17 protein-coding genes and 1 tRNA gene are annotated in these 22394 nt (G+C 65.4%); 6 read left to right on the forward strand and 12 right to left on the reverse strand.

The genetic code is table 11. The features are described from left to right. The first annotated feature begins 2 nt into the window (after nt 1-2). The 3 genes from QCE49_RS30925 to QCE49_RS30935 are packed head-to-tail and all read left to right on the forward strand — an operon-like array spanning nt 3 to nt 2646. A complete protein-coding gene (locus QCE49_RS30925; protein WP_250458030.1) occupies nt 3-821 on the forward strand; it encodes an ABC transporter permease in 819 nt (272 codons plus the stop codon). Continuing rightward, a complete protein-coding gene (locus tag QCE49_RS30930; protein ID WP_250458031.1) occupies nt 818-1648 on the forward strand; it encodes an ABC transporter ATP-binding protein in 831 nt (276 codons plus the stop codon). Before QCE49_RS30925 ends, QCE49_RS30930 begins: the two co-directional genes overlap by 4 nt. Then, the gene (locus QCE49_RS30935) at nt 1645-2646 is read left to right on the forward strand and encodes a HEAT repeat domain-containing protein (protein ID WP_250458032.1); all 1002 of its coding nucleotides are present in this window, start codon (nt 1645-1647) and stop codon (nt 2644-2646) included. The genes QCE49_RS30930 and QCE49_RS30935 overlap by 4 nt, the downstream gene beginning before the upstream one ends. Here the strand turns inward: QCE49_RS30935 and QCE49_RS30940 are convergent. The 10 genes from QCE49_RS30940 to fdnG form a co-directional block, all read right to left on the reverse strand. Further along, nucleotides 2612-4411, reverse strand: a complete 1800-nt coding sequence (locus QCE49_RS30940; protein WP_250458033.1) for an ATP-dependent DNA helicase RecQ — start codon at nt 4409-4411, stop codon at nt 2612-2614. The two genes, QCE49_RS30935 and QCE49_RS30940, sit on opposite strands and share 35 nt — an antisense overlap. 70 nt (nt 4412-4481) lie before the next feature. Beyond that, nucleotides 4482-4577: transfer RNA gene (locus QCE49_RS30945), tRNA-Sec, on the reverse strand. Nucleotides 4578-4644: 67 nt separating this feature from the next. Continuing rightward, nucleotides 4645-5262, reverse strand: a complete 618-nt coding sequence (locus tag QCE49_RS30950) for a DedA family protein (protein ID WP_008352832.1) — start codon at nt 5260-5262, stop codon at nt 4645-4647. Between the two features lie 22 nt (nt 5263-5284). Beyond that, nucleotides 5285-7288 (reverse strand): VTT domain-containing protein, encoded by a 2004-nt coding sequence (locus tag QCE49_RS30955; RefSeq protein ID WP_250458048.1) that lies wholly within the window; start codon nt 7286-7288, stop codon nt 5285-5287. A 27-nt stretch (nt 7289-7315) separates the two neighbouring features. Next, on the reverse strand, nt 7316-9223 hold the full coding sequence (gene selB, locus QCE49_RS30960) for a selenocysteine-specific translation elongation factor (RefSeq protein ID WP_250458034.1): 1908 nt from the start codon (nt 9221-9223) through the stop codon (nt 7316-7318). After that, the gene (gene selA, locus QCE49_RS30965) at nt 9220-10665 is read right to left on the reverse strand and encodes an L-seryl-tRNA(Sec) selenium transferase (RefSeq protein WP_309806702.1); all 1446 of its coding nucleotides are present in this window, start codon (nt 10663-10665) and stop codon (nt 9220-9222) included. Before selA ends, selB begins: the two co-directional genes overlap by 4 nt. Next, nucleotides 10662-11636: a formate dehydrogenase accessory protein FdhE gene (gene fdhE, locus QCE49_RS30970; protein WP_250436075.1), complete on the reverse strand. Its 975-nt coding sequence runs from the start codon at nt 11634-11636 to the stop codon at nt 10662-10664. The genes selA and fdhE overlap by 4 nt, the downstream gene beginning before the upstream one ends. A 103-nt stretch (nt 11637-11739) precedes the next feature. Then, nucleotides 11740-12390: a formate dehydrogenase subunit gamma gene (locus tag QCE49_RS30975; RefSeq protein WP_008352824.1), complete on the reverse strand. Its 651-nt coding sequence runs from the start codon at nt 12388-12390 to the stop codon at nt 11740-11742. Next, nucleotides 12377-13321: a formate dehydrogenase subunit beta gene (fdxH, locus tag QCE49_RS30980; protein ID WP_008352823.1), complete on the reverse strand. Its 945-nt coding sequence runs from the start codon at nt 13319-13321 to the stop codon at nt 12377-12379. The genes QCE49_RS30975 and fdxH overlap by 14 nt, the downstream gene beginning before the upstream one ends. 10 nt (nt 13322-13331) lie before the next feature. Further along, nucleotides 13332-16400, reverse strand: coding sequence for a formate dehydrogenase-N subunit alpha (gene fdnG / locus QCE49_RS30985; RefSeq protein ID WP_144403755.1), 3069 nt, complete (start codon nt 16398-16400; stop codon nt 13332-13334). A 274-nt stretch (nt 16401-16674) separates the two neighbouring features. Here fdnG and QCE49_RS30990 point away from each other — a divergent pair, with 274 nt between their 5' ends. From QCE49_RS30990 to QCE49_RS31000, 3 genes are all read left to right on the forward strand, one after another. Then, nucleotides 16675-18009, forward strand: coding sequence for a YihY/virulence factor BrkB family protein (locus QCE49_RS30990; protein WP_008352820.1), 1335 nt, complete (start codon nt 16675-16677; stop codon nt 18007-18009). A 325-nt stretch (nt 18010-18334) separates the two neighbouring features. Then, nucleotides 18335-19498, forward strand: a complete 1164-nt coding sequence (locus tag QCE49_RS30995; protein WP_008352819.1) for a porin — start codon at nt 18335-18337, stop codon at nt 19496-19498. A gap of 241 nt (nt 19499-19739) precedes the next feature. After that, on the forward strand, nt 19740-20672 hold the full coding sequence (locus QCE49_RS31000; RefSeq protein WP_008352817.1) for a glycerophosphodiester phosphodiesterase family protein: 933 nt from the start codon (nt 19740-19742) through the stop codon (nt 20670-20672). A 6-nt stretch (nt 20673-20678) separates the two neighbouring features. Here QCE49_RS31000 and QCE49_RS31005 read toward each other — a convergent pair whose 3' ends face one another. After that, nucleotides 20679-21545 carry a proteasome-type protease gene (locus QCE49_RS31005; protein WP_008352816.1) on the reverse strand — a complete coding sequence of 289 codons (867 nt, stop codon included), beginning with the start codon at nt 21543-21545 and terminating at the stop codon, nt 20679-20681. Nucleotides 21546-21612: 67 nt separating this feature from the next. Beyond that, nucleotides 21613-22392: a transglutaminase family protein gene (locus tag QCE49_RS31010; RefSeq protein ID WP_250458035.1), complete on the reverse strand. Its 780-nt coding sequence runs from the start codon at nt 22390-22392 to the stop codon at nt 21613-21615. Nucleotides 22393-22394 lie beyond the last annotated feature (2 nt).

A 22394-nucleotide genomic window follows, 5' to 3' on the forward strand; every position in this document is an offset into this window, starting at 1 on the left:
CCATGATGGCGACGCTCGCATACTCCGCTCCTTCGTTGCTGCGTTCACGCGGCGCGCGCGCCGGCGTGCAGTGGGCGTCGCTCGCGCTGTGCATCGCGTTATGGCATCTGGCGACGACGCATCGCTGGAACCTCGGCATCGTCACGTTCGAGAATGTGCCGACGCCCGCCGATACGCTCGCGGCCATCATCGATCTCGCGCATTCGCCCAAGCTCGTGGCCCATCTCACGAGCAGCGTGAGACGCATCGCGGCGGGTTATGTCGCGGCGGCGGCGAGCGGCGTGGTGCTCGGAATCGCCATCGGCCGCTCGCAATGGTCGCGCCTCGCGTTGCTCACGCCGCTCGAAGTATTGCGGCCGATTCCCGCCGTCGCGTGGATTCCGCTCGCGATCCTGATGTTTCCTTCCTCCGAAATGTCGATGATCTTCATCACCTTCACCGGCGCGTTCTTTCCGATCCTGCTCGGCACGATACACGGCGTCGAAGGCGTGGAGCCACGGCTCGTGTCGTCGGCGCGCAGTCTCGGCGCGGGCAATCGCGTGATCCTGCGCGAAGTGATCCTGCCGGGCGCGGCGCCCGCGATCGTCACCGGCCTTGCCATCGGCATGGGCACGTCGTGGTTCTGCCTCGTCACCGCCGAGATGATCTCGGGGCAATACGGCATCGGCTATTACACATGGCAGTCGTACACGGTGCAGCGTTATCCCGATGTCGTCGTCGGCATGTTGCTGATCGGCCTGCTCGGCATGGGCAGCAGCGCGCTCGTGCGCGTCGCGGGCACGCGGCTCACGCCGTGGCTCGCCGCAGGGAGGATTCGATGAGCGCGGGCCGCATCCAACTCGAAGCGCTCGGCATTGCGTTGGGCGACGGCGCGAGCGCATTCACCGCCGTGCGCGATGTGAACGCGGTCATCGAGCCGGGCGAATTCGTCTGCATACTCGGGCCGTCGGGCTGCGGCAAGTCGACCTTGCTTGCCGCGCTCGCGGGACATGTCGCGCCGAACGCGGGCCGCGCGACGCTCGATGGCAAGCTCATCGAAGGACCGCATCCCGAGCGCGGCATGGTGTTTCAGCAACACACGCTGCTGCCGTGGCGCAAGACGCTCGATAACGTCGCGTTCGGACTGAAGATGCGCGGCGTGAAGAAACGCGAGCGGCATCTGCGCGCGCGGGCGTTGCTCGATCGCGTCGGGCTGGGCGCGTTCGCGGAGCGCTATCCCGCGCAGCTTTCGGGCGGCATGCAGCAACGCGCGGAGATCGCGCGCGCGATGCTCAACGAGCCGCGCGTGCTGCTGATGGACGAACCCTTCGGCGCGCTCGATGCACAAACGCGCGCATCGATGCAGGCGCTTCTGCTCGATGTATGGAGCGAGCGCCGTCCGACGGTCATGTTCGTCACGCACGACATCGACGAAGCGCTCCTTCTCGCTGATCGCGTTCTCGTGATGAGCCATAGCCCGGGCACGGTGCTCGAAGAACTGCGCGTGCCGTTTGCGCGTCCGCGTGAACGCGAGCTCGTCACGGAAGCCGGATTCGTCGCGTTGAAGCGTCGTTGTCTCGCGTTGCTTCGTTATCCGCTTGCGAGTCCGATGGCCGCATCGAACGACGCGCCCGCGCGCATCGACATATCACACTCCGTTCTCTCATGACGCACACCAATCCACTTTTCGATACCGTCACCGACGCCGCCCTCGCCGCGCGCTTCAACGATGCCGATGCCGCCGTGCGCCGTCTCGCCGTGCTCGAAGCCGCCGACCTCGAAGACGAAGCCTGGCTGCCCCTGCTCGCCGATGCCTTGCGCCACGACACGGATGCCGACGTGCGTCGCACCGCGGCGCAACGTCTCGGCGCGTGGGAAACGGACGAAGCAGTCGATGCGCTATGCGCCGCGCTCGACGACGCCGATACCGATACGCGCGAAGCCGCCGCCGACAGTCTCGCTGCGTTGAAAGATCCCGTCGCGGGCGAACGCCTGCTGCCGCATCTCGCCGATGCCGATACCGATGCCGACGCGTTCAAGCGCGCGGCCCTTTTGCGCGCGTTGCGCGAATTGCGCTTGCCGAGCGCGGCCGGACCTGCGCTTGCGGCGCTAGCGAATGCGTCGCCGTTCGTGAGGCGCGAGGCCATCGGCGTGCTGGGCTGGCTGCGTCATGTGGATGCGCTGCCGCAGTTGAAGCACATCGCGCGCACCGATGCATCGACGGAAGTGCGTCACGCTGCCGTCGGCGCATTGGGCTTCGCCACCGACGACGGCGTGATCGAAACGTTGATCCACGCGCTCTCCGATCGAGCGTGGCGCGTGCGTGAGGAAGCCGCCGCGACGCTCGGCAAGCTGCGTCTCGTCGCCGCGCGCAATGCATTGGAAAACGCCCTCTCCGACGACTATTGGCAAGTCACGTTGCAGGCGACACGCGCGCTCGGACGTTTGCGCGATGTCGCAAGCACGCATGCCGTGTCGGAACTGCTGACGTTTCCGATCAGCAACGTGCGCAAGGAGGCCGCGCTTTCACTGGGCGAACTCGGCGATACGCATGCGCTCGCCGTGCTCGAAGCCGCACTCGACGACGGCGATCCGGAAGTGCGCAAGGCCGCGCGCATCGCGATTGCGCAAATCAGCGAGCGGCACGCTTCACGTAGCGCGCGATGAAGGTGCGCGTCTCGTCATCGGGAAAGCGCACGGCGACGCGCTCGCCGCTGATCATTTCGACAATGCCTTCGCCATAACGACGCACTTTCACGCGCTCGCCCGGCGCGAACGCCTTCGTCTTGCGATCGGCTTGCTCTTCTTCTTTCGCGCGCATCTGTTCGCGCACTTCGCGCGGGCTCTCGATCACCTCCGGCGGATGCACGCAGTTATCGCACACGCCGCAGTGGCCGCCGTCGAGTTCGTCGTCGGGCGCGCGGTAATGCACATCGCTCGCGCGCAGCGGCGCGGACGTGCGCGCGTCGTTCATGTCGTCGGCGAAGTAGTCGAGCAGCATGCGCCAGCGGCACTGCGCGCTCTGCGCATACGCGATCATGCGCTCGAGCACCGCGCGATCGCGTTCGCTGCGCGCCGCGTATTCCTGCGACGCCCCTTCGAGCTTCGCGATGGCCGCTTCGTCGTCGACGAGCTTCATGCCGCCGCGCCGCGTGCGACGCGTCACGCCGAGATCGTTGAGCAGCGCCGCCGCCACGCGCAGCTTGTTCGCGCCGATGTTCGGCAACGCTTCGCGCAGACGCGCAAGCGGCTTGTCGAGCGTGCGGGCGGCATCGTCGCTCGCGAGTTCGCGCACTTTCTCCGCGACGCGCGCAATCATCTCCGCGCTCGGATATCGGCCGCTCATGAAGAACTGCTGCACCTGCTTGTCCTTCATTTCGAACAACAGCGTGCAACGCGCGGTCTCGCCGTCGCGGCCGGCGCGCCCCGCTTCCTGATAGTACGCATCGAGACTGCCGGGCATCTGCGCGTGAATGACGAAGCGGATGTCGGGCTTGTCGATGCCCATGCCGAACGCATTGGTCGCGACCATCACGCGCGCGCGGTTCTCCATGAACGCGTCCTGCGATGACGAGCGCGCGCCCGACGACAGCTTGCCGTGATAGCGCTCGGCCTCGACACCCGCATCGACGAGCGCGGCATGCAGCGCCTCGCATTCCGCGACCGTCGCGCAATAGACGATGCCGCTCCCCGCTTCGCCCGTCGCGATCTCGATCGCGCGCCGGCGCCGGTCATCCGGGTTCGTGAGTTGTTCGACGCTGAAATGCAGGTTGTCGCGAAAGACGCCCGTATGGATGACGTTCGCGCGCTTCATCTCCAGTTCGCGCACGATATCGACGATGACGGCGGGCGTCGCCGTCGCGGTGAGCGCGAGCACGGGCGGACGGCCGAGCGTCTTGATCGCGTGGATCAGTTCGACATATGCCGGCCGGAAATCGTGGCCCCATTGCGAGATGCAATGCGCCTCGTCGATGACGGCAAGCGCGATCGGCGGCATGTCCTTCGCGGTGAGTTCGGCGGTGAATTCGGCATCGACGAGACGCTCGGGCGTGACGAAGAGCATGCGGATTTCGTGTCGCGCGATGGCCTGCATCGCGTCGCGCTGTTCACTCGCGGAGAGCGTGCTGTTGAGCATGGCGGTCGCAATGCCCGCTTCGACCAGCTTCGTGAGCTGATCGCGCATCAGCGAAATCAGCGGCGATACGATGACCGTCATGCCATCGAATTGCAGCGCGGGCAATTGATAGCACAGCGACTTGCCCGCGCCGGTGGGCATGACGGCGAGCGTGTCGTTGCCGTCGAGCACGCTGCGAATCACGTCTTCTTGTCCGGGACGCAAGTGCGGAAAGCCGAAGACTTTGCGCAGCGCGGTTTCGAGTTCGCGATCGAGCGGCTTGCGCGATTGCGTGTGGATGTCGGCTCTGTCGTTCATTCGAAGGTAACGCGGATCGTGGATGCGCAATGACATCCGCAATTGGCGTTCCTTGCGAGACAGGCTTACTTGGCGGAAGGCAGCCGGAGTCGAACCGACCTGGGAATGTCTGACATCCCCAACCGGGTTTGAAGCCCGGCCGCACCACCGGATACGGATGCCTTCCTTTGAAAACCACGGCGCTGCACGTCCGATCGAATTTCGACCGGGCGTCCGATTATAACGGCGCGTTCTCAGCCGTTGCCATCGCGCGAGCGCGGCTGTCGCCGCCGCATCAGCCGATAAACGCAATAGACGAGCGCCGCCGCGACGAGCACATCCACCACCGTCGCGCCATGCGATTCCAGTTCGAGCACGGCGACATGCAGTTGCCGCTCGAAAAGCGCGCCGCCCAATACCCAGAACGACGCCCACGCGGCAATTCCAGCCGTATCCCAGAAGAAGAACGCGAGCGCGGCGATGTGCGTCGTGCCCATCAGCGGCGGCGTGACGAGACCGAGACCCGGCACGAACTTCGATACCGCGACGATCGGCGCGCCATGACGCTCGAACAGTTCGCCGGTCGTACGCATCCCGCTGTCGACCGCATACGATCTGCGCGAGAGCGCCGCGACGAGCCGACGTCCGTAGATGCGCCCCGCCGAGAACCACACGCTGTCGCCGAGCAACGCGCCGCACAGCGCCGCGAACAGCACATGCGCGAACGAGAGGCGTCCGCTCGCCACGGCCGAGCCCGCGAACACGAGCAAAGGCGCGGACGGCAGCGGCACGCCGAGGCGCGTCAGCAGAACGTTCGCGAAGACGGCAGCGCCGCCCCATTGCACGATCGCCGACGGAGGAATCTGGATCAACCGGCACCTCTCGATCGCAACATCATTCGGACCTCGACTCGACGAGCATCACCGGCACGTTGCCGCACCCCGCGCTGCTCGCAATTTCGATACCGCGCCAGGGCGTGCCCTCGCCATGATCGAAGGCCATCGGATCGACGCGCCGGTCCGGGCGCAGCACGTTGAACGGCCACGACGGACGGCGCAGGCGCTCGTGCACGACCGAGCCGAGCCAGATCGGCGCGGGCGGCGCGCCTGCGTCCTGGCGCACTTCGTAATGCGTGGGCCAGAAGCGCAGCACGTCGCGCTCGTCGGCGCCGCGCACGGAACGCGCGAACACGAGCTTCGACGGCTCGCCGTTGTTCAGGCGCGGCAACGCGGGCAACGCGATGGCGGGCGCATTCGGCAACACCACCGACATCACGCTCTTCAGGCTCACGTGCGACACCTCCGTCCAGCCGCGCGATGCCAGTTGCGCGCGAATCTGCTCGGGCGTCGCCGCCCATTGCACGGTGATCGGCTCGCGACGATCGCCCTCCATGCTCGCTCGATAACAGGAAAACGTGCGCCATACCGAATCGGTCCACTGAATCGGCGTAATGACGACGGTCGATGGCACGACGCTGTGCGCCTCCGTTTCATCGCTCGTTTGCAGCGCGACGCTCGCGCAGATCACGGCAAGCACGGCGACCGGCATCAGCGGCCGCGGCGGCGGCTTGCCGGGATTGCGCCATACCGCCGTGAGCGCGATCAGGAAGACCCAGACGGCGGCGAGCGCCGCGCTGCCGAGCGCATCGGAGATGGTGAAGCGGCCAAAGTACAGCCCCGCCAGACCGACCGCCGTCACGATGGCCGAGGTCGCCGTCGCGATGAACACGCCCGTCAGGATGCCCACGCGCCGCAGCAGCAGGAACGCGAGAAAGCCGTAGATCACGACCGTCGCCGCGACGTCGCTGTTCGGAAAGCGATGCTCCGACGGCGCGAACGAAACGAGCGCCGGCTCGTGCGCGGTGAAGCGGATCGCCGCGACGAGCAATTGCGAAAACGCCACGGCCACGACCCAGTACGTGACCGTGCGCCAACGCCGTTCGAAGCTCATCCACACGATGACCGTCGCGCCGAGCGCGAGCAGCGTCTGCGTGCTGCCGAGCGTCGCGGCGACATCGAGGATCGAATCGGTCCAGGTCGACTGGAACGATTGCAGCAGCCGGTAAATCGACACATCGACCTGAACGATCGACGCGCCGCGCGCCACGTTCGCGAGCACCGAGAAAAAGAGGATCGCGGACGCGAGCAGCAGCACCGAGATCATGACGATGAGGCCCGTCGCCGGATTGCCCGGATCGAGCGCGCGCGAGACGAGCCGCGCGGGCAGGCCGTTGCCCTTCCGCGCCCAGGAGAGCAGCGCGTCGCGCGACGCGATGGTCCAGCGCATCGCGTGCGAAACGATCACGCGCGCGAGATTGAACACGATCCACGCTAGCGCCGCGACGAGAATCAGAATCACGACGAGCCGGATCGACACCGCGCCCGCCAGTTCGATCGACGCGCCGAACACGACGCCCGGCAGGATATGCGTCGGCGCCCAGATGAGCGCGCTCAGTATGTTGACGACGAGAAAGCGCGCCGGCGTCATGCCGGTCACGCCCGCGACGACCGGCACGACCGCGCGCATCGGCGCGACGAAGCGCGCGAGCACGACGCTCTTCGCGCCGTGCTTGTCGAAATACTTCTTGCCGGCGACGAGCGCGCCCGGATGCGAGCGGAACGGCCACATCTGCGCGACGCGGTCCGCGTAGTGCTGGCCGAACCAGAAGCTCGCGGCGTCTCCGGCAATGGCGCCCGCGATCGCGCAGACGAATACCCAGCCGAGATTCAGCGCGCCCGCGCCGACGAGCGCGCCCGCGATGAACATGGCCGTGCTGCCCGGCACGAACGTGCCGATGAACGCGACCGATTCGAGAAACGACGCGAGCAGCACGACCGCGAGCGCCCACTCGGGGTGGCTCGACATGACATGCAGCAGCCTGAAGTAGAGATGCTCCATCGTGATGGAAGGACGAGCGCGCAATCGTCAGACGGACTCGTGCCAGCGGCTATCGGCGCGCAAGAGGTGCAGGTCGCGGTGGAATCGAGTGTACCCAACCCGGTCGAAGAACTCCAAAATCTGTATCGCGCGCTTGCGGCCGAGCGCGCTCGCATCGCGGAAAGCGGCCGCACCGACCGCGCCGCCCTGCGTTTGCGCCGATTGCGCGACGAGTTGCGCCAGCGCGCCAATCGACGCGCGGCAATAAAACAGATCGCGCACCACCTGATACACGTCGCCGCGGCGCGCGAGCTTCCTGAGCAGCCTGCGCATCTCGTCCTCGCCGACGCCCTGCGCCTTCGCCAGATCGCGCACCCAGGGCGGATCGAAACGCCCTTCTTCGAGCGATGCGAGCACCGCGCGAGCGAGCGCTTCCTCGTTGTCGTCGAGCGTCACCGCATGCGACGGCAGATGCAGCCACGGCCCGCTCTTCGCGATCGCGCAGCTCGTCACCGCATCGTCGACGAGCGCGCGCCACAGCGCGTCCGGCGCCAGCGGCGCGGCCATGCGGCGCAGACGCGCGGCGTCGGGGCCTTGTTCGTCGGGAAAGCGTTCGTGGAAAGCGGCTAGCGCATCGAGCAGGCGCGCCTTGAGCGCATCCCAGTGACGCGCCGCGATGTAGAGCATGTCATCGTGCGTGGGCACGGCGCGCACGCCTTCGGGCGACAGGCCGCGCCCGTACAAATGCTCGACAAGCGAGCGCGGCAAGCCATACGGCGCTTCGTCGAAAAGCGCATCGGCGCGACCGGTATCCAGCATCGCGACGAGCGCATCGAGCCACGCGCGGCGCTGCGGCGTGCGGCGCTTGCGCGCGGGCGCGAACGGATCGAGCACGCGCCCGCCGCCGACCGTCCGGTTCGCCTGCGCGTTGCGCACGATGAAGCGATCGCCGGGCAGCGCGCAAACGGGTTGATCGAAGACGAGCTGCACGCGCGCCGTGTTTCCCCCAGCGAGCGTATCCGCTTCGAGCAGCGCCACATGCGCGACGCGATGCGTCGTGCCGAGATGCACATGCAGGGGCGCCCAATGCGTGAGCGTGAGTTGCGCATCGCCGAGCAAGCTCAGTTCGACATCGAGCCGTTCGGATGCCCGCGCGAGCCGCGCATCCACGATCCAGTCGCCGCGTGCGAGCGCATCCTTGTCGATGCCCGCGAGATTGAGCGCGCAGCGCTCGCCCGCACGGCCCGTCTCTGCTGCGCGATTCTGCGCGTGAATGCTGCGCGCGCGCACGGGCTCGCCGCCGGATTCGCGCGGCGCGAGCGCCAGCATGTCGCCGACGTTCACGCGGCCCGCGAACACCGTGCCCGTCGCGATCGTGCCCTGCCCCGTCAGCGTGAACACGCGATCGACCGCGAGCCGGAAAAAGCCATCGTCGCGGCGCGTGCGCCAGTGCGCGGCGGCATCGTGAAGATACGCTCGCAACGAAGCGACGCCCGCGTCACCGTCTTGAGTGGCATCGGTGTCGAACAAGGGCGCACCGTGCAACGGGCCGCGCGCGAGCAACGCCGCGATTTCGGCATGCACGTCGCGCACGCGCGATGCCTCCACGCGATCGCACTTCGTCACCGCGACCGCGCCGCGCGTCACGCCGAGCAGTTCGAGGATCGCGAGATGTTCGCGCGTTTGCGGCATCACGCCGTCGTCGGCGGCGATCACGAGCAAGGCAAAGTCGATGCCGCACGCGCCCGCCGCCATCGTGTGCACGAGTTTCTCGTGTCCGGGCACGTCGATGAAGCCAAGCACGCCGCCGTCGTCCAAAGGCACGTACGCGTAGCCGAGTTCGATCGAGATGCCGCGCGCCTTCTCTTCCTTCAGCCGGTCGGTGTCCACGCGCGAGAGCGCGCGCACGAGCGTCGTCTTGCCATGATCGATATGCCCCGCCGTGCCGACGATCATTCGCGTGCGTCCTCGCCTGCATCCAACTGCGCGATGAACGCGGCTTCATCGGCTTCTTCGAGACAGCGCAGATCGAGACGCAGCGCGCCATCCGCGATGCGCCCGATGACCGGACGCGGCAACGCGCGCAGCCGCTTCTCGATGCGATTGAGTTGCCCGCCCGCGCGTTTGCCGCTCGCGAGGCGCACCGCGAGGCCGTAGCTCGGCAGCACGTCGACGGGCAATGCGCCGCTGCCGATCTGGCTGAACATCGGTTCGGCGCTGACAGTGAAGGCATCGCCGATCATGCGCTGCAACGCAGGTTCGATGCGTTCGGCGGCGAGGCGCATTGCGTCGGCGGGACGCGTGAGCAGACGCAATGTCGTGAGACGCTCGGCCAGCGTTTCAGGCGCGCGATAGAGACGCAGCACGGCTTCGAGCGCCGCGAGCGTGAGCTTGCCGACGCGCAATGCGCGCTTGAGCGGATGCTTCTTGATCTTCGCGATGAGATCCGCGCGCCCGACGATCAGGCCCGCTTGCGGCCCGCCCAACAGCTTGTCGCCGCTGAACGTGACGAGATCCGCGCCTGCCGCGACCGTCTCGCGCACGGTCGCTTCGCGCGGCAAGCCCCATTGCGCGAGATCGACGAGCGTGCCGCTGCCGAGATCGACCGCGACCGGCAAGTTCCGCGCTTTCGCGAGCGGCGCGAGTTCGGCGAGGGTGACTTCCTTCGTGAAGCCGCTCACGGCGTAGTTGCTGCAATGCACCTTCATCAGGAGCGCGGTCTTCGCGTTGATCGCTTCGTCGTAGTCTTTCAGATGCGTGCGATTCGTCGTGCCGACTTCGCGCAGCTTCGCGCCCGCACGATTCATGATGTCGGGAATGCGGAACGCGCCGCCGATCTCGACGAGTTCGCCGCGCGACACGATCACTTCCTTGCGCGAAGCGAGCGCGGAAAGCGTCAGCAGCACAGCGGCCGCGTTGTTGTTGACGACGGTCGCGGCTTCGGCGCCCGTCAGCTCGCAGATGAGGCCGTTGATGAGATCGTCGCGATCGCCGCGCGCGCCGGTGTCGAGATCGAACTCGAGATTCGCCGGACGCGTGAGCACTTCGGCGACCGCGCGCACCGCTTCGTCGGGCAGCAGCGCGCGGCCGAGATTCGTATGCAGCACCGTGCCCGTCAGGTTGAAGACGCTGCGCACGTTGCTGCGCGCGCGTTTCGCGAGCCGCGCGTCGACGGCGAGCGCGAGTTGCGCATCGCTCAGTGCATCGACGGACGCGCGGCCCGCTTGCGCATCGGCGCGCCATGCATCGAGCGTCGCGCGCAATGCGGCGAGCGCCTGCGTGCGGCCGTACGTGGCGATCACCGCCTCGAATTCCGCCGACGCCAGCACGCGCTCGACCGATGGCACGCGAGCCATCAATGCGCGCAGCTCGCCGCCGTCGCCTGTGACATCGCTCATCGATCGCCTTCCTGTTGTTCGGGCCAGAGCCACGGATGCGGCGCCGCGCGCCGAAAACCCGCATCGCCCATCAGGAGATCGAGCGTGAGGCTCGCGAGATCGTCGGCGTAAGGTTCGAAGTCGTAAGCCTTCTCCTGATAGCCGATCTTGCGATACGTGCCGCATTCGTCGCACGATTCCGCCTTGAGCGGCGCGCTTGTCGCCTTCGCCGTTTTTTCTTCCTCGGGTTCGTCGCCCGTACCCATCACGTGATACGCGATGCCTTTGGTCGAATCGCAGTTCGTGCATTTCGCGCGGACCACGTGAAGCTCCGTCGCGCACAGTCCGCATTGCACGTAGCGATAACCTTCATACGCGCCGCCCACGCGCACGATGCTCGCGACCGGCACCGAGCCGCAGACGGGACATACGCCGGGCGTGTCGAGATACGGCACGTCCCGCATGTCGATGCGGCTGGCGAGATCGGTCCACACGACTTGCAGCGCGGCCGCGATGAGGGGCGCGGCGGCCGGATCGATTTCGGCGAAGCGCAGCGCGAGGATCGCGTCGGCTTGGTCGTCGAGCGCGGCGGCGTCGAGCGCGCGCAGACGGGCGACGAGTTGCGCGAGCGCGGGCGTTAGCGCGCCGGCGGCTTCGATGCCGTCGAGCAGCATGAAGAGTACGTCGCGCCACGCGGGATCGCGGTCATCCGTGAGCGCGGGAACGATCGGCATCGAATGACGCTGATTCAGTTCGATGGACTCGCGCGAGGGCATCGGCGCATTGAAATGCGCGAGCACGCGCTGCTGGGCGTCGGCGAGCGCGGCCATCAGGCGCAGATAACCGGAGATGGGATTGCTTGCGTCGGCGAGTTGCCGAAGACGTGCGGCGCGCGTGGCGAATATCGTCGCGCGCTCCGGCATGCGCAAACGCGGAATGGCCGACGGATCGAGCGATTCGATTCGCGAGGCTTCGACTATGCGTTGGACCACGGAAGGTTTCCTCGCGGGGTGAACGGTCGACCGAGCATATCAGCAAAACGGATATGAAATGGACCGCACCCCGCACGTATTGGCCCAACGTCGCGCCGGATTTCTACTTCCCGATCATCTCCCTGAACCACCGCGGATGATGCTTGCGCGCCCATCCATACGTGACCGTGCCGCGCGTCATCGCGCCGATCGAACCCTTCACCCAAAGCGCCGCATAGATATGCACGATGATCGACACGATCAGCACGAACGCCGTCGCCGCGTGCACGACGGATGCAAGACGAATCACGGTAATCGGGAAATAGAACGCGAAGTATCTCCGCCAGATCACGATGCCGCTCACGAGCAGCAACACGAGACTCGCCACCATCACGAAGAACAACAGCTTTTGCCCGGCGTTGTACTTGCCGATCTCAGGCAGGCGATCCTCGCGATTGGTGAGCACGTCGTTCATCTGCTTCATCCACTGGACGTCGTTCTTGTCCAGATAGTTGTGATGCCAGAAGCGCAGCGCAAGGATCATGAAGGAGATGAACATCACGCAGCCGACGAACGGATGCAGGATGCGCGTCCATTGCCCGCCGCCGAACACGGCATAGAGCCATGCCATCGACGGATGAAACATCGCGAGTCCGGACAGCGCGAGCAGCACGAAGGTGATCGCGGTGATCCAGTGATTCGTGCGCTCGTTCGGCGTGTAGCGCACGATCAGCCGATGGCCCTTCACGTCACGCAGTTCGCTATCGTGTTTCATCTGTACGCTCCTGTCCGCCTTCACGCCGACGCTGCACTTCTTCCGCTTCGCGATGCGCTTCGAGTTCGTCTTCCTCGCTGACTTCGTTCGGCCCGACGCGCGTGTAATGGAAGAAGCCCGCAAACGCCGCCAACGCGATGCCGATCATCGCGAGCGGCTTCGTCACGCCCTTCCATATCGACACGAGCGGACTGATGTGCGGATCCTTCGCGAGCCCGTGATACAGCTCCGGCTGATCCGCGTGATGCAGCACGTACATCACATGCGTGCCACCCACGCCCGCCGGATCGTAGAGGCCCGCGTTAGCAAAGCCGCGCTCCTTCAGATCCTCGACGCGATCGGCCGCCTGCTGCTGCATGTCGACCTTGGTGCCGAACATGATCGCGCCGGTCGGGCACGTCTTCACGCACGCGGGCTCCTGCCCGACCGCGACGCGATCCGAACATAGCGTGCACTTGTACACGCGATGATCTTCCTTCGAAAGCCGCGGAATATTGAACGGGCAGCCGGTAATGCAATAGCCGCAGCCGATGCAGTTCTCCTCGTGAAAATCCACGATGCCGTTCGTGTACTGAATGATCGCGCCCGGCGAAGGACACGCCTTCAGGCAACCCGGATCCTCGCAATGCATGCAGCCGTCCTTGCGGATCAGCCATTCGAGGTCGCCCTTCGGATTTTCGTATTCGGTGAAGCGCATCACCGTCCACGAATGCTCCGTCAGGTCGCGCGGATTGTCGTAGATGCCGGTCGTGTGACCGATATCGTCGCGCAGGTCGTTCCACTCCATGCACGCCGTCTGACACGCCTTGCAGCCGATGCACTTCGACACGTCGATGAGCTTCGCCACCGTGCCCGTCACCGGCTCGCGTATTTGCGTCTGCGGCACGGTCGTCGCGGAGAGACGCTTGATATCGAGCGATTGCAGAGCCATCTCGTCCTCCCTATGCCTTCTCGACCTTCACGAGGAACGACTTGAACTCGGGTGTCTGCGAGTTCCCGTCGCCCACGGAAGGCGTGAGCGTGTTGACGAGATAGCCCGGCTGCGTGAGGCCCTTGAAGCCCCAGTGCAGCGGCAGGCCGACGGTGTGCACCTTCTTGCCCTCCACAGTCAGTGGTTTGATGCGCTTCGTGACGAGCGCCACCGCGACGACATGCCCGCGATTGCTCGACACCTTCACGCGATCCCCCGCGACGACGCCGACTTCCTTCGCATGCTCCTCGCCGATCTCCACGAACTGCTGCGGCTGCACGATCGCGTTGAGCCGCGCGTGCTTGGTCCAGTAGTGGAAGTGCTCGGTGAGGCGATACGTGGTCGCGGTGTCCGGGAACTTGTCGGCGGTGCCGAACGCGGCGCGATCGTCGGGGAAGACGCGCGCGGCCGGATTGCTCGTCACCGCCTTGTTGTCGGGGAAGAACGGGTTATGGCCGAGCGGCGTCTCGAACGGCTCATAGTGCGCGGGGAACGGGCCTTCGTTCATGCCGTCGCGTGCGAAGAATCGCGCCACGCCCTCCGGATTCATGATGAACGGACTCATGCCCTTGTCCGGCGGTTCGTCGACCTTGAAGTCGGGGACATCCGGACCGCCCCACGCGCGCCCGTTCCACGCGACGAGCTTTCTCGACGGATCGAACGGCTTGCCGTTCACATCGCACGATGCGCGGTTGTACAGCACACGCCGATTCGCCGGCCACGCCCACGCCCAGCCGAGCGTCTGCCCGATGCCCGTCGGATCGGAGTTGTCGCGCCGGCCCATCTGGTTGCCCGCCTGCGTCCACGATCCGCAGAAGATCCAGCATCCGCTGGCGGTCGAGCCGTCGTCGCGCAGTTGCGCGAAGCTCGCCAGTTGCTCGCCGCGTTTGGCGAGGACCTTCGTCTGATCGGTCGGATCGGTGACGTCGGCGAGCGCGCGGCCGTTGAACTCCATCGCGATTTCCTCCGGCGTCGGGCTTTCCGGGTCCGCGTACGGCCACGTCATCTTCAGGATCGGATCGGGATATTTGCCGCCCTTCTCCTGATATGCCTTGCGCATGCGCAGCCACAATCCCGACATGATCTCGAGATCGCTTCGCGCTTCGCCCGGCGGCGTCGTGCCCTGCCAGTGCCATTGCAATACGCGCGACGAACTGACGAGCGAGCCGCGCTCTTCGGCGAAGCAACTCGTCGGCAGACGGAACACTTCGGTCTGAATCTTCGACGAATCGACATCGTTGAATTCGCCGTGATTCTTCCAGAACTCCGACGTCTCGGTCGCGAGCGGATCCATGATGACGAGCCATTTCAGCTTCGACAGGCCGAGCCCGATCTTCGCCTTGTTCGGCGCCGCCGCAAGCGGATTGAAGCCCTGGCAGATGTAGCCGTTCATCTTGCCCTGCGCCATCAGCTCGAAGACCTGCAGCATGTCGTAGGACTTGTCGAGCTTCGGCAGCATGTCATAGCCGAAGTTGTTGTCGGCCGTCGCGTTATCGCCCCACCACGACTTCATGAAGCTCACGTAAAACGCCCGATAGTTCTTCCAGTAGCTCAGTTGATTCGGCCGCAGCGGCTGCGACGCGCGCTTCTTGATGTAGTCCTCGTATTCCTGCTCGCCTTCCATCGGCAAGGTCATGTAGCCGGGCAGCAGATTCGACATCAGGCCGAGATCGGTCAGGCCTTGAATGTTCGAGTGCCCGCGCAGCGCATTCATGCCGCCGCCCGCGATGCCGATATTGCCGAGCAGAAGCTGCACCATCGCGCCCGTGCGAATCATCTGCGCGCCGACCGAGTGATGCGTCCAGCCGAGCGCATAGAGAATCGTGCCGGCGCGATTCGGCGCCGCGGTCGTCGCGAGCATCTCGCAGACCTTGAGGAACTTGTCGGTCGGCGTGCCGCAAACCTTCGTCACCATTTCCGGCGTGTAGGCGGCGTAGTGCTGCTTCAACAGGTTGTAGACGCAGCGCGGATGCTGCAAGGTCGGATCGGTCTTCACATAGCCGTCGTCGCCGCGCTCGTAGTCCCAGCTCGTCTTGTCGTACTTGCGATGTTCCGCGTCATAGCCCGAGAACACGCCGTCCTTGAACGCGAAGTCCTCGCGCACGATGAACGACATGTCCGTGTAGTTCTTCACGTACTCGTGCTGGATCTTGTCGTTCGTGAGCAGATAGTTGATGACGCCGCCGAGGAACGCGATGTCCGTGCCGGTGCGAATCGGCGCGTAGAAATCCGCGACCGATGCCGTGCGCGTGAAGCGCGGGTCCACGACGATGAGACGCGCGCGCCGATGCGCCTTCGCCTCGGTCACCCACTTGAAGCCGCACGGATGCGCCTCGGCTGCATTGCCGCCCATCACGAGAATCAGGTCCGTGTTCTTGATGTCGACCCAATGGTTCGTCATCGCTCCACGGCCAAACGTCGGGGCAAGACCTGCCACCGTCGGGCCATGTCAGACACGCGCCTGATTATCGAATGCGAGCATTCCCCAACTGCGCACCGTCTTGTGCGTCAGATAGCCAACTTCGTTGCTTCCCGCCGACGCCGCCAGGAAGCCCGAAGTCAGCCATCGATTGACCGTCTTGCCGTCGGGCGTCTTCTCGACGAAATTCGCATCGCGATCTTCCTTCAACAACTCGGCGATGCGATCGAGCGCCTCTTCCCACGAGATGCGTTTCCACTCGTTCGACCCCGGCGCGCGATGCTCGGGATACGTCAGCCGGCTCGGGCTATGTATGAAGTCGATGAGCGATGCGCCTTTCGGGCAGAGCGTGCCGCGATTGACCGGATGATCCGGATCGCCTTCGATGTGGATGATGCTCGATTTTGCGTTCTTGGCGTTGTCGCCGAGACCGTACATGAGGATGCCGCACCCGACTGAACAGTACGGACAGGTGTTGCGCGTTTCCGTGGTGCGCGACAGTTTGTATTGCCGGACTTCTGCGAGCGCGGGAGCCGGAGAGAAGCCCATTGCCGCCAGGCTCGAACCGGCGAGCGTGCTCGCAGAGACCTTGAGGAACTGTCGCCGTGACATTTGGAGCATGATTGCCCTCGGCGCGTCGTAATGTGGGTTACTGGGTTACTGGGTTACTGGGTTACTGGGTTACTAAAGTATATGGTGCCCGATTACATCCCGCAGACAGGTTGACACGGTATTTGCACCAATCACAGGTCTTGCGCGCGTTGCATGCAACGAATACTTCATACGCAACCTTGTCGCTTTAGCAAGCGCCGCGCCTGGCCGCGCATGTTCTGGAATGGAACGTGCTCGACGGGGTGAAACATTCGCGCTCCATTCATCGAACCGAGAGGTCGCCATGAGTTCCGTCTCAACCCAGAAGATCGAAGCGGTGGTGAAGAAAGACGCTTCGTGGGCGCTCGGCGCGCTGAAGCAGTTCTCGGAAGACCGCTGCGCCGCGATGGCCGCGAGCATCGCGTTCTACTCGGCGTTCTCGCTCGCGCCGACGCTCGTCATGGTGATCGCCGTCGCGGGCTGGATCTTCGGACCGGAGGCGGCGCGCGGGCAACTTTTTCATCAAGTGAACGGACTCATCGGCGATCAGGCCGCGGCGGGCGTGCAGAGCATCGTCGAGAACGCGCATCGCAGCAGCGGGACCGGCATCGCCGCGATCATCTCGTTCGTGCTGCTCGCGGTCGGTGCATCGGCGACGTTTTCATCGCTCAACACGGCGCTCAACATCGTCTGGCCGATGAGCGGCGAGCAGCGCTCCAGCATCATGACGCTGGTGCGCGTGCGGCTCGTGTCGTTCGGGCTCGTGCTCGGCGTCGCGTTTCTGCTGATCGTCTCGCTCGTGCTCGATACCGCGATTCAGGCGGTCGGCATGTGGCTGTGGGCAAATTCGCCGTTCGTGATCGTCGGCGACGTCGTGCAGCTCGTGGTCGGGCTCGCGATTCTCACCGCCGCGTTCGGCGCATTGATGAAGTTCCTCCCCGATGCGCCCGTGCAATGGCGCGATGCGCTCGTCGGGGGGCTCGTCTCCGCCCTGCTTTTCTCGGCGGGCAAGAAGCTGTTCGCCTTGTATCTGACCCACGCGGGCACCGCGAGCGCGTTCGGCGCGGCGGGTTCGCTCGCCGTGCTGCTGATGTGGCTGTACTTCTCCGCCGCCGTGCTCCTGCTGGGCGCGGAATTTTCGGCGGCGCGCGCGCGAATGCACGATCCGCGCGGCGCATGGGGACAGCAGAACAATGGCCGCGTGCCGCCGGGCAGCCGCGCGAAGATTGGCTCGCTGCTCGCGGCCTCGACGCGCACCGCTGTACCGGTCGCCGGCGCCGCATCCGCCGCCGCGCCGCTCACGCCGGCAAGCGCTCCTGACGATGCCCCCGCCACCGCGAGCGCGCGCCGCGCGATCGGCGCCCGCGCACAACACGCGCAACAACTGACGGGACAGGCGCGCAAGAAGGTATCCGCCGTCGCGCGGGCGCTGGCGTTGTCGCGCAAGCTCGCGCGCGCCGAATCGACGGCCACGCGCGCCACCGCGCTCGCGATGGTCGGCGCTGGTCGCAAGGCATCGCATGCGAATGCTGCGGTGCGGCGGCATCCGTGGCGCGCGGTGCTCGTGGCGGCAGGCGCGGGAATGGCGCTCGCATTGCTTTCGCGTCGCGATGCCGCGCGTGAAAACGACCGAGGCTGAGGCGCTTGCGCGCTATGTCGCGCGGCTGTCCGTCGAATCCGAAAGATCGCGCGCCGGGAAAGCGATTTGTTATTTGAAAAGCAAGTAATCGAATATCGGCGTCCGGAAAATCCGATTCAAATGTCCGATTGCGCGCGGAACTTTTCCGCGATAGCCCTGTCTCCCAAAATTCCCCTTGCGACTGCCTGAGAACCTTGACAGGCGGGCTTCACGCCCAAGTGTGTGTTTTTCGAGACAGTCAATATTTTTTCGTTTCTGAAGTTACGAAACGTTGCGTTATTCTCTGCGCCGGCAACAACGATTAATCATTCGCGTGGAGAATTCGATGAAACGAATCGCACTGACGTCCCTCTCGCTGGCGCTGCTCGGCGCAGCAGGCGCGGCGCAAGCACAAACGAGCGTGACGCTCTATGGCGTGATCGATACCGGTCTCGCATATGTGAGCCACGCCAACGAAAACGGCGACCATCTGTTCGGCATGGTCAACGGCACGCTGTCCGGCCCGCGTTGGGGCTTGAAGGGTCAGGAAGACCTCGGTGGCGGCCTCAAGGCAATCTTCCAGTTGGAAAGCGGCTTCGATCCGGGCACGGGTCAGTCGAACCAGGGTGGTCGTCTGTTCGGCCGTCAAGCGTTCGTCGGTTTGAGCGGCAACCAGTGGGGTACGGTCACGTTGGGTCGTCAGTATGACCCGTCGGTCGACATGGTTCAGGGCCTCACGGCCGACAACTACTGGGGCGCTGCCTTCGCAACGCCGGGCGACGTCGACAACTACGACAACAGCCTGCGCGTGAGCAACGCCGTCAAGTACGTGTCGCCGGTGTTCTCCGGCTTCCAGTTCGAAGGCATCTACGGCTTCAGCAACCTCGCGGGCGCTACCGGCCAGGGCCAGACCTGGGGTGCCGCTGCAACGTACGGCAACGGTCCGTTCTCGTTGGCCGCCAGCTACCTGTACGTGAACAACCCGACGGCTGGCCGCACGACCGGCACCACCGGCTGGAACAGCCCGTCGTCGGATTCGCTGTTCAACACGGTGATCAACGTCGGCTACCAGACGGCCCACGCAGTCGCCATCGCGCGCGGCGCAGGCCAGTACGTGTTCGGTCCGTTCACGGCCGGCGCTTCGTACAGCTTCGCTCAGTACAAGAACGACGGCAGCTCGACGTTCACGGAACAAGAGAAGTTCAACGTCGCCAACGCGTACCTGAACTTCCAGCTGACGCCGGCAACGCTGCTCGGCCTGGGCTACACGTACACGCACGGCAGCGGCGACACGTCGGCCAACTACCACCAGGTTTCGATCGGCGCGGACTACTCGCTGTCGAAGCGCACGGACGTCTACGCTGTCGGCGCGTATCAGCACGCAAGCGGCACGCAGCGCAACGCGGACGGCTCGACGCAAGAAGCGCAAGCTTCGATCAGCGACTTCGGTTTCGCAAGCGGCCGCAGCCACCAGGAACTGGTGCTCATCGGCCTGCGCCACAAGTTCTAAGAACAACCGACTGGCGTGGCACGCGAGTGCCGCGCCGGAAGGACAGCAGCATCCTCGAACAGCCATCGGTTTTCCGATGGCTGTTTTTTTTTCGCGTCCGAAAGCGGCAAGCGCAACAAAGTGTTGAATCAACCGCGTGCGCGTCATCCCGCCCGGACAACGGCGGCAGAATCGGCCGAATCTCAATGCCCCGGGGGTTCGCTGAATGCCGCTTCGCTCAAGACTTCTGGCTCCGCTTGCAATGGCGGCGTGCATCGCCGCAACCGCCTGCACGACAGCCGCGCATCGGTCCGATACTGCGCACGCGTCCGCCTTGCCGATGATCATCGCGCATCGCGGCGGCGCAGCCGATTACCCGGAGAACACGCTGATCGCCATCCAGGGCGCGCTGCACAATCGCGCCGATGCGATCTGGCTCACAGTGCAACTCACCCGCGATGGCGTGCCGGTGCTCTATCGCCCGGCCGATCTCTCGACCAACACGGATGGCAACGGAACGGTCGCGGACCACGACTTCGGCGCGCTGCAACATCTCGACGCCGGACGGAACTTCGCCCTCGCCGATGGAAACGGCGTGACGCGCTATCCGTATCGCGATCATGCGCTGCGTATTCCATCGCTCGCGCAGGCGTTGCGCGTGATTCCGCCCGACGTACCCGTGATGCTCGACATGAAGGCATTGCCCGCCGGACCTCAGACGGCGGCGGTCGCGCGCGTGCTGGACGAGGAAAACGCGTGGTCACGCGTGCTGATCTATTCGACCGATGCCGCCTATCAACGGGCCTTCTCGGCCTATCCGCAGGCACGTTCGCGGCTGTTCGAGTCGCGCGATGCGACACGCGCCCGCCTCGCCTACGTGGCGCTCGAATCCACGTGCAAGGACGCACCGTCGCCCGGAAGATGGACCGCGTTCGAGTATGCGAGAAAGATGGAATTGGTCGAAACGTTCACGCTCGGGGAAGCGCGCTCGGCGGTGACGTCGAGACTCTGGACGCCCGCAGCGGTGCAGTGCTTTCGCACCAGAGGCGAGACCCCGATCCTCGCGATCGGCATCGACAACGCCGACGATTATCGCGCCGCCGCCTGTATCGGCATGACGGCCGTGCTCACCGATTCGCCGCGAAAGATGCAAGCGGTCAGGTCGGGCATTGCGCTGCCGCTGCCGTGCCCCTGAAGCCGCTCACTGATGCGGCGCGTTGCCGTTCGATTCGACGTCTTGCGCGAGCGTCTGCGCGGGCGCGCCCGGGCACGGCAGATCGCCGATGACGAGCCGCGGCACCGTGCTGCGCGTCTCGCGCGGACGCAGCGGAACATTGTCGAGCTCGGTCCACGAAGGGTTCGGAATCTCGCCGAAAAGCTGCCTCAGACGCTCGCCCCAGGTCTTGTTGATCATCTGGTAGTACGCGCTGTTGTTGTCGAGCGTGGCGAAGCGCGTGACGCGCAGCGAGTCCTTCTCGTAGACCAGCAGATCGAGCGGCAGACCGACCGAGAGATTCGAGCGCAGCGTCGAATCCATCGAAATGAGCGCGCATTTGGCGGCTTCGTCGAGCGGCGACGACGGCGTGATCACGCGATCGATGATCGGCTTGCCGTACTTCGATTCGCCGATCTGGAAATACGGCGACACACGCGTCGATTCGATGAAATTGCCCGCCGCGTAGATCATGAAGAGTCGCGGCGGCTGGCCGAAGATCTGTCCGCCGAGGATGAAGCTGCAATTGAAGTCGACGCTGAATTCAGCGAGCGACAGCGCGTCGCGCCGATGCACCTCGCGCACCGCATCGCCGACGATGCGCGCGGCTTCCGCCATCGTCTGGACGCTATACAGCGTGGGCGCGTTCGGATCGGAGGGCTCCACGAGCAGATGCGTCACCGCCTGCGTCAAGGCGAGATTGCCCGCCGCGAGCAGGACGAGTACGCGCTCTCCCGGCTGTTCGAAAACAGCCATCTTGCGCGCGGCGCTCACGTGGTCCACGCCGGCGTTGGTGCGCGTGTCGGACAGGAACACGAGTCCCTCGTCCACGCACATGCCCACGCAATAAGTCATGTCGATCCGTCCTGAAACAAGCAAACCCACATTGTACTGAGCGCGAACGCGCGTCGCATCGATGCGTTCACTGATCCGGCTGTGTATCCATGCTCACATGCACCGTCAGCGTTTCCTCCTTCCCGCCGACGCGCGAGCCGCGCACCGGCGCCGCCGATTCGTAATCGCGCGCGACGGCAAGGCGGCAATGACGCTCGCCCGCGAACGCCGCCCGGGTCGCATCGATCGACACCCAGCCGTGCTCGATCCACACGTCGGTCCAGGCGTGCACGTCGGCATCCAGATAGCCGCTCACGCAGCGCGCCGGCACGCCCCGCGCGCGGCAGCACGCGAGCATCAGATGCGCGAGATCGCGCGCATCGCAGAAGCCGCTCGCGAGCGCCTGCGCCGCCGTGCCCGCCGCATACGCCGGCTCCGTGCGATACCGCACGCGCTCGCCGATACGCTCCGTCAGCGCGATGAGCGACGCGGGCGTATCGAGCGCGTCGACGCCGTGCGCGAGCTCGCGGATCGCGGCATCGGGCGCGGTAAGCCGCGTGGGACAGGTGAAATGTTCGAGCGGAATCGGACCGGCTTCATCGAAGAGACGGCCATCGGATAAAGCCTCCGTTTCGATCCCGCCCGCCACGCTCGCATGAATCTCGCTGTGCGGCTTCGTCAGCACGAGCGTGTGCAGCGCGTTGCCGTAGGCGTCGCGCGTGAGGTCGAGCTTGCCCGGCGCTTCGACATGCCAGTGCCGCACGATCTGCGACGCGCCGCTCGCCGGACTCACGCGAAACTGCTGGATCGAATACGTGACCGGCGTGGCGTAGCGATAGCGGATGTCGTGGCGAATGGTCAGCAGCATGA

It is taken from the genome of Caballeronia sp. LZ008, from assembly GCF_031451435.1.
Taxonomy (GTDB): Bacteria; Pseudomonadota; Gammaproteobacteria; order Burkholderiales; family Burkholderiaceae; genus Caballeronia; species Caballeronia zhejiangensis.

Excerpts from the sequence above, each read along its gene's own strand:
- QCE49_RS30925 (WP_250458030.1), top strand. The coding sequence starts at position 3 with ATGATGGCGACGCTCGCATACTCCGCTCCTTCGTTGCTGCGTTCACGC.
- QCE49_RS30930 (WP_250458031.1), top strand. The coding sequence starts at position 818 with ATGAGCGCGGGCCGCATCCAACTCGAAGCGCTCGGCATTGCGTTGGGC.
- QCE49_RS30935 (WP_250458032.1), top strand. The coding sequence starts at position 1,645 with ATGACGCACACCAATCCACTTTTCGATACCGTCACCGACGCCGCCCTC.
- QCE49_RS30940 (WP_250458033.1), bottom strand. The coding sequence starts at position 4,411 with ATGAACGACAGAGCCGACATCCACACGCAATCGCGCAAGCCGCTCGAT.
- QCE49_RS30955 (WP_250458048.1), bottom strand. The coding sequence starts at position 7,288 with ATGGAGCATCTCTACTTCAGGCTGCTGCATGTCATGTCGAGCCACCCC.
- selB (WP_250458034.1), bottom strand. The coding sequence starts at position 9,223 with ATGATCGTCGGCACGGCGGGGCATATCGATCATGGCAAGACGACGCTC.
- selA (WP_309806702.1), bottom strand. The coding sequence starts at position 10,665 with ATGAGCGATGTCACAGGCGACGGCGGCGAGCTGCGCGCATTGATGGCT.
- QCE49_RS30975 (WP_008352824.1), bottom strand. The coding sequence starts at position 12,390 with ATGAAACACGATAGCGAACTGCGTGACGTGAAGGGCCATCGGCTGATC.
- fdxH (WP_008352823.1), bottom strand. The coding sequence starts at position 13,321 with ATGGCTCTGCAATCGCTCGATATCAAGCGTCTCTCCGCGACGACCGTG.
- QCE49_RS30990 (WP_008352820.1), top strand. The coding sequence starts at position 16,675 with ATGAGTTCCGTCTCAACCCAGAAGATCGAAGCGGTGGTGAAGAAAGAC.
- QCE49_RS30995 (WP_008352819.1), top strand. The coding sequence starts at position 18,335 with ATGAAACGAATCGCACTGACGTCCCTCTCGCTGGCGCTGCTCGGCGCA.
- QCE49_RS31000 (WP_008352817.1), top strand. The coding sequence starts at position 19,740 with ATGGCGGCGTGCATCGCCGCAACCGCCTGCACGACAGCCGCGCATCGG.
- QCE49_RS31005 (WP_008352816.1), bottom strand. The coding sequence starts at position 21,545 with ATGACTTATTGCGTGGGCATGTGCGTGGACGAGGGACTCGTGTTCCTG.
- QCE49_RS31010 (WP_250458035.1), bottom strand. The coding sequence starts at position 22,392 with ATGCTGCTGACCATTCGCCACGACATCCGCTATCGCTACGCCACGCCG.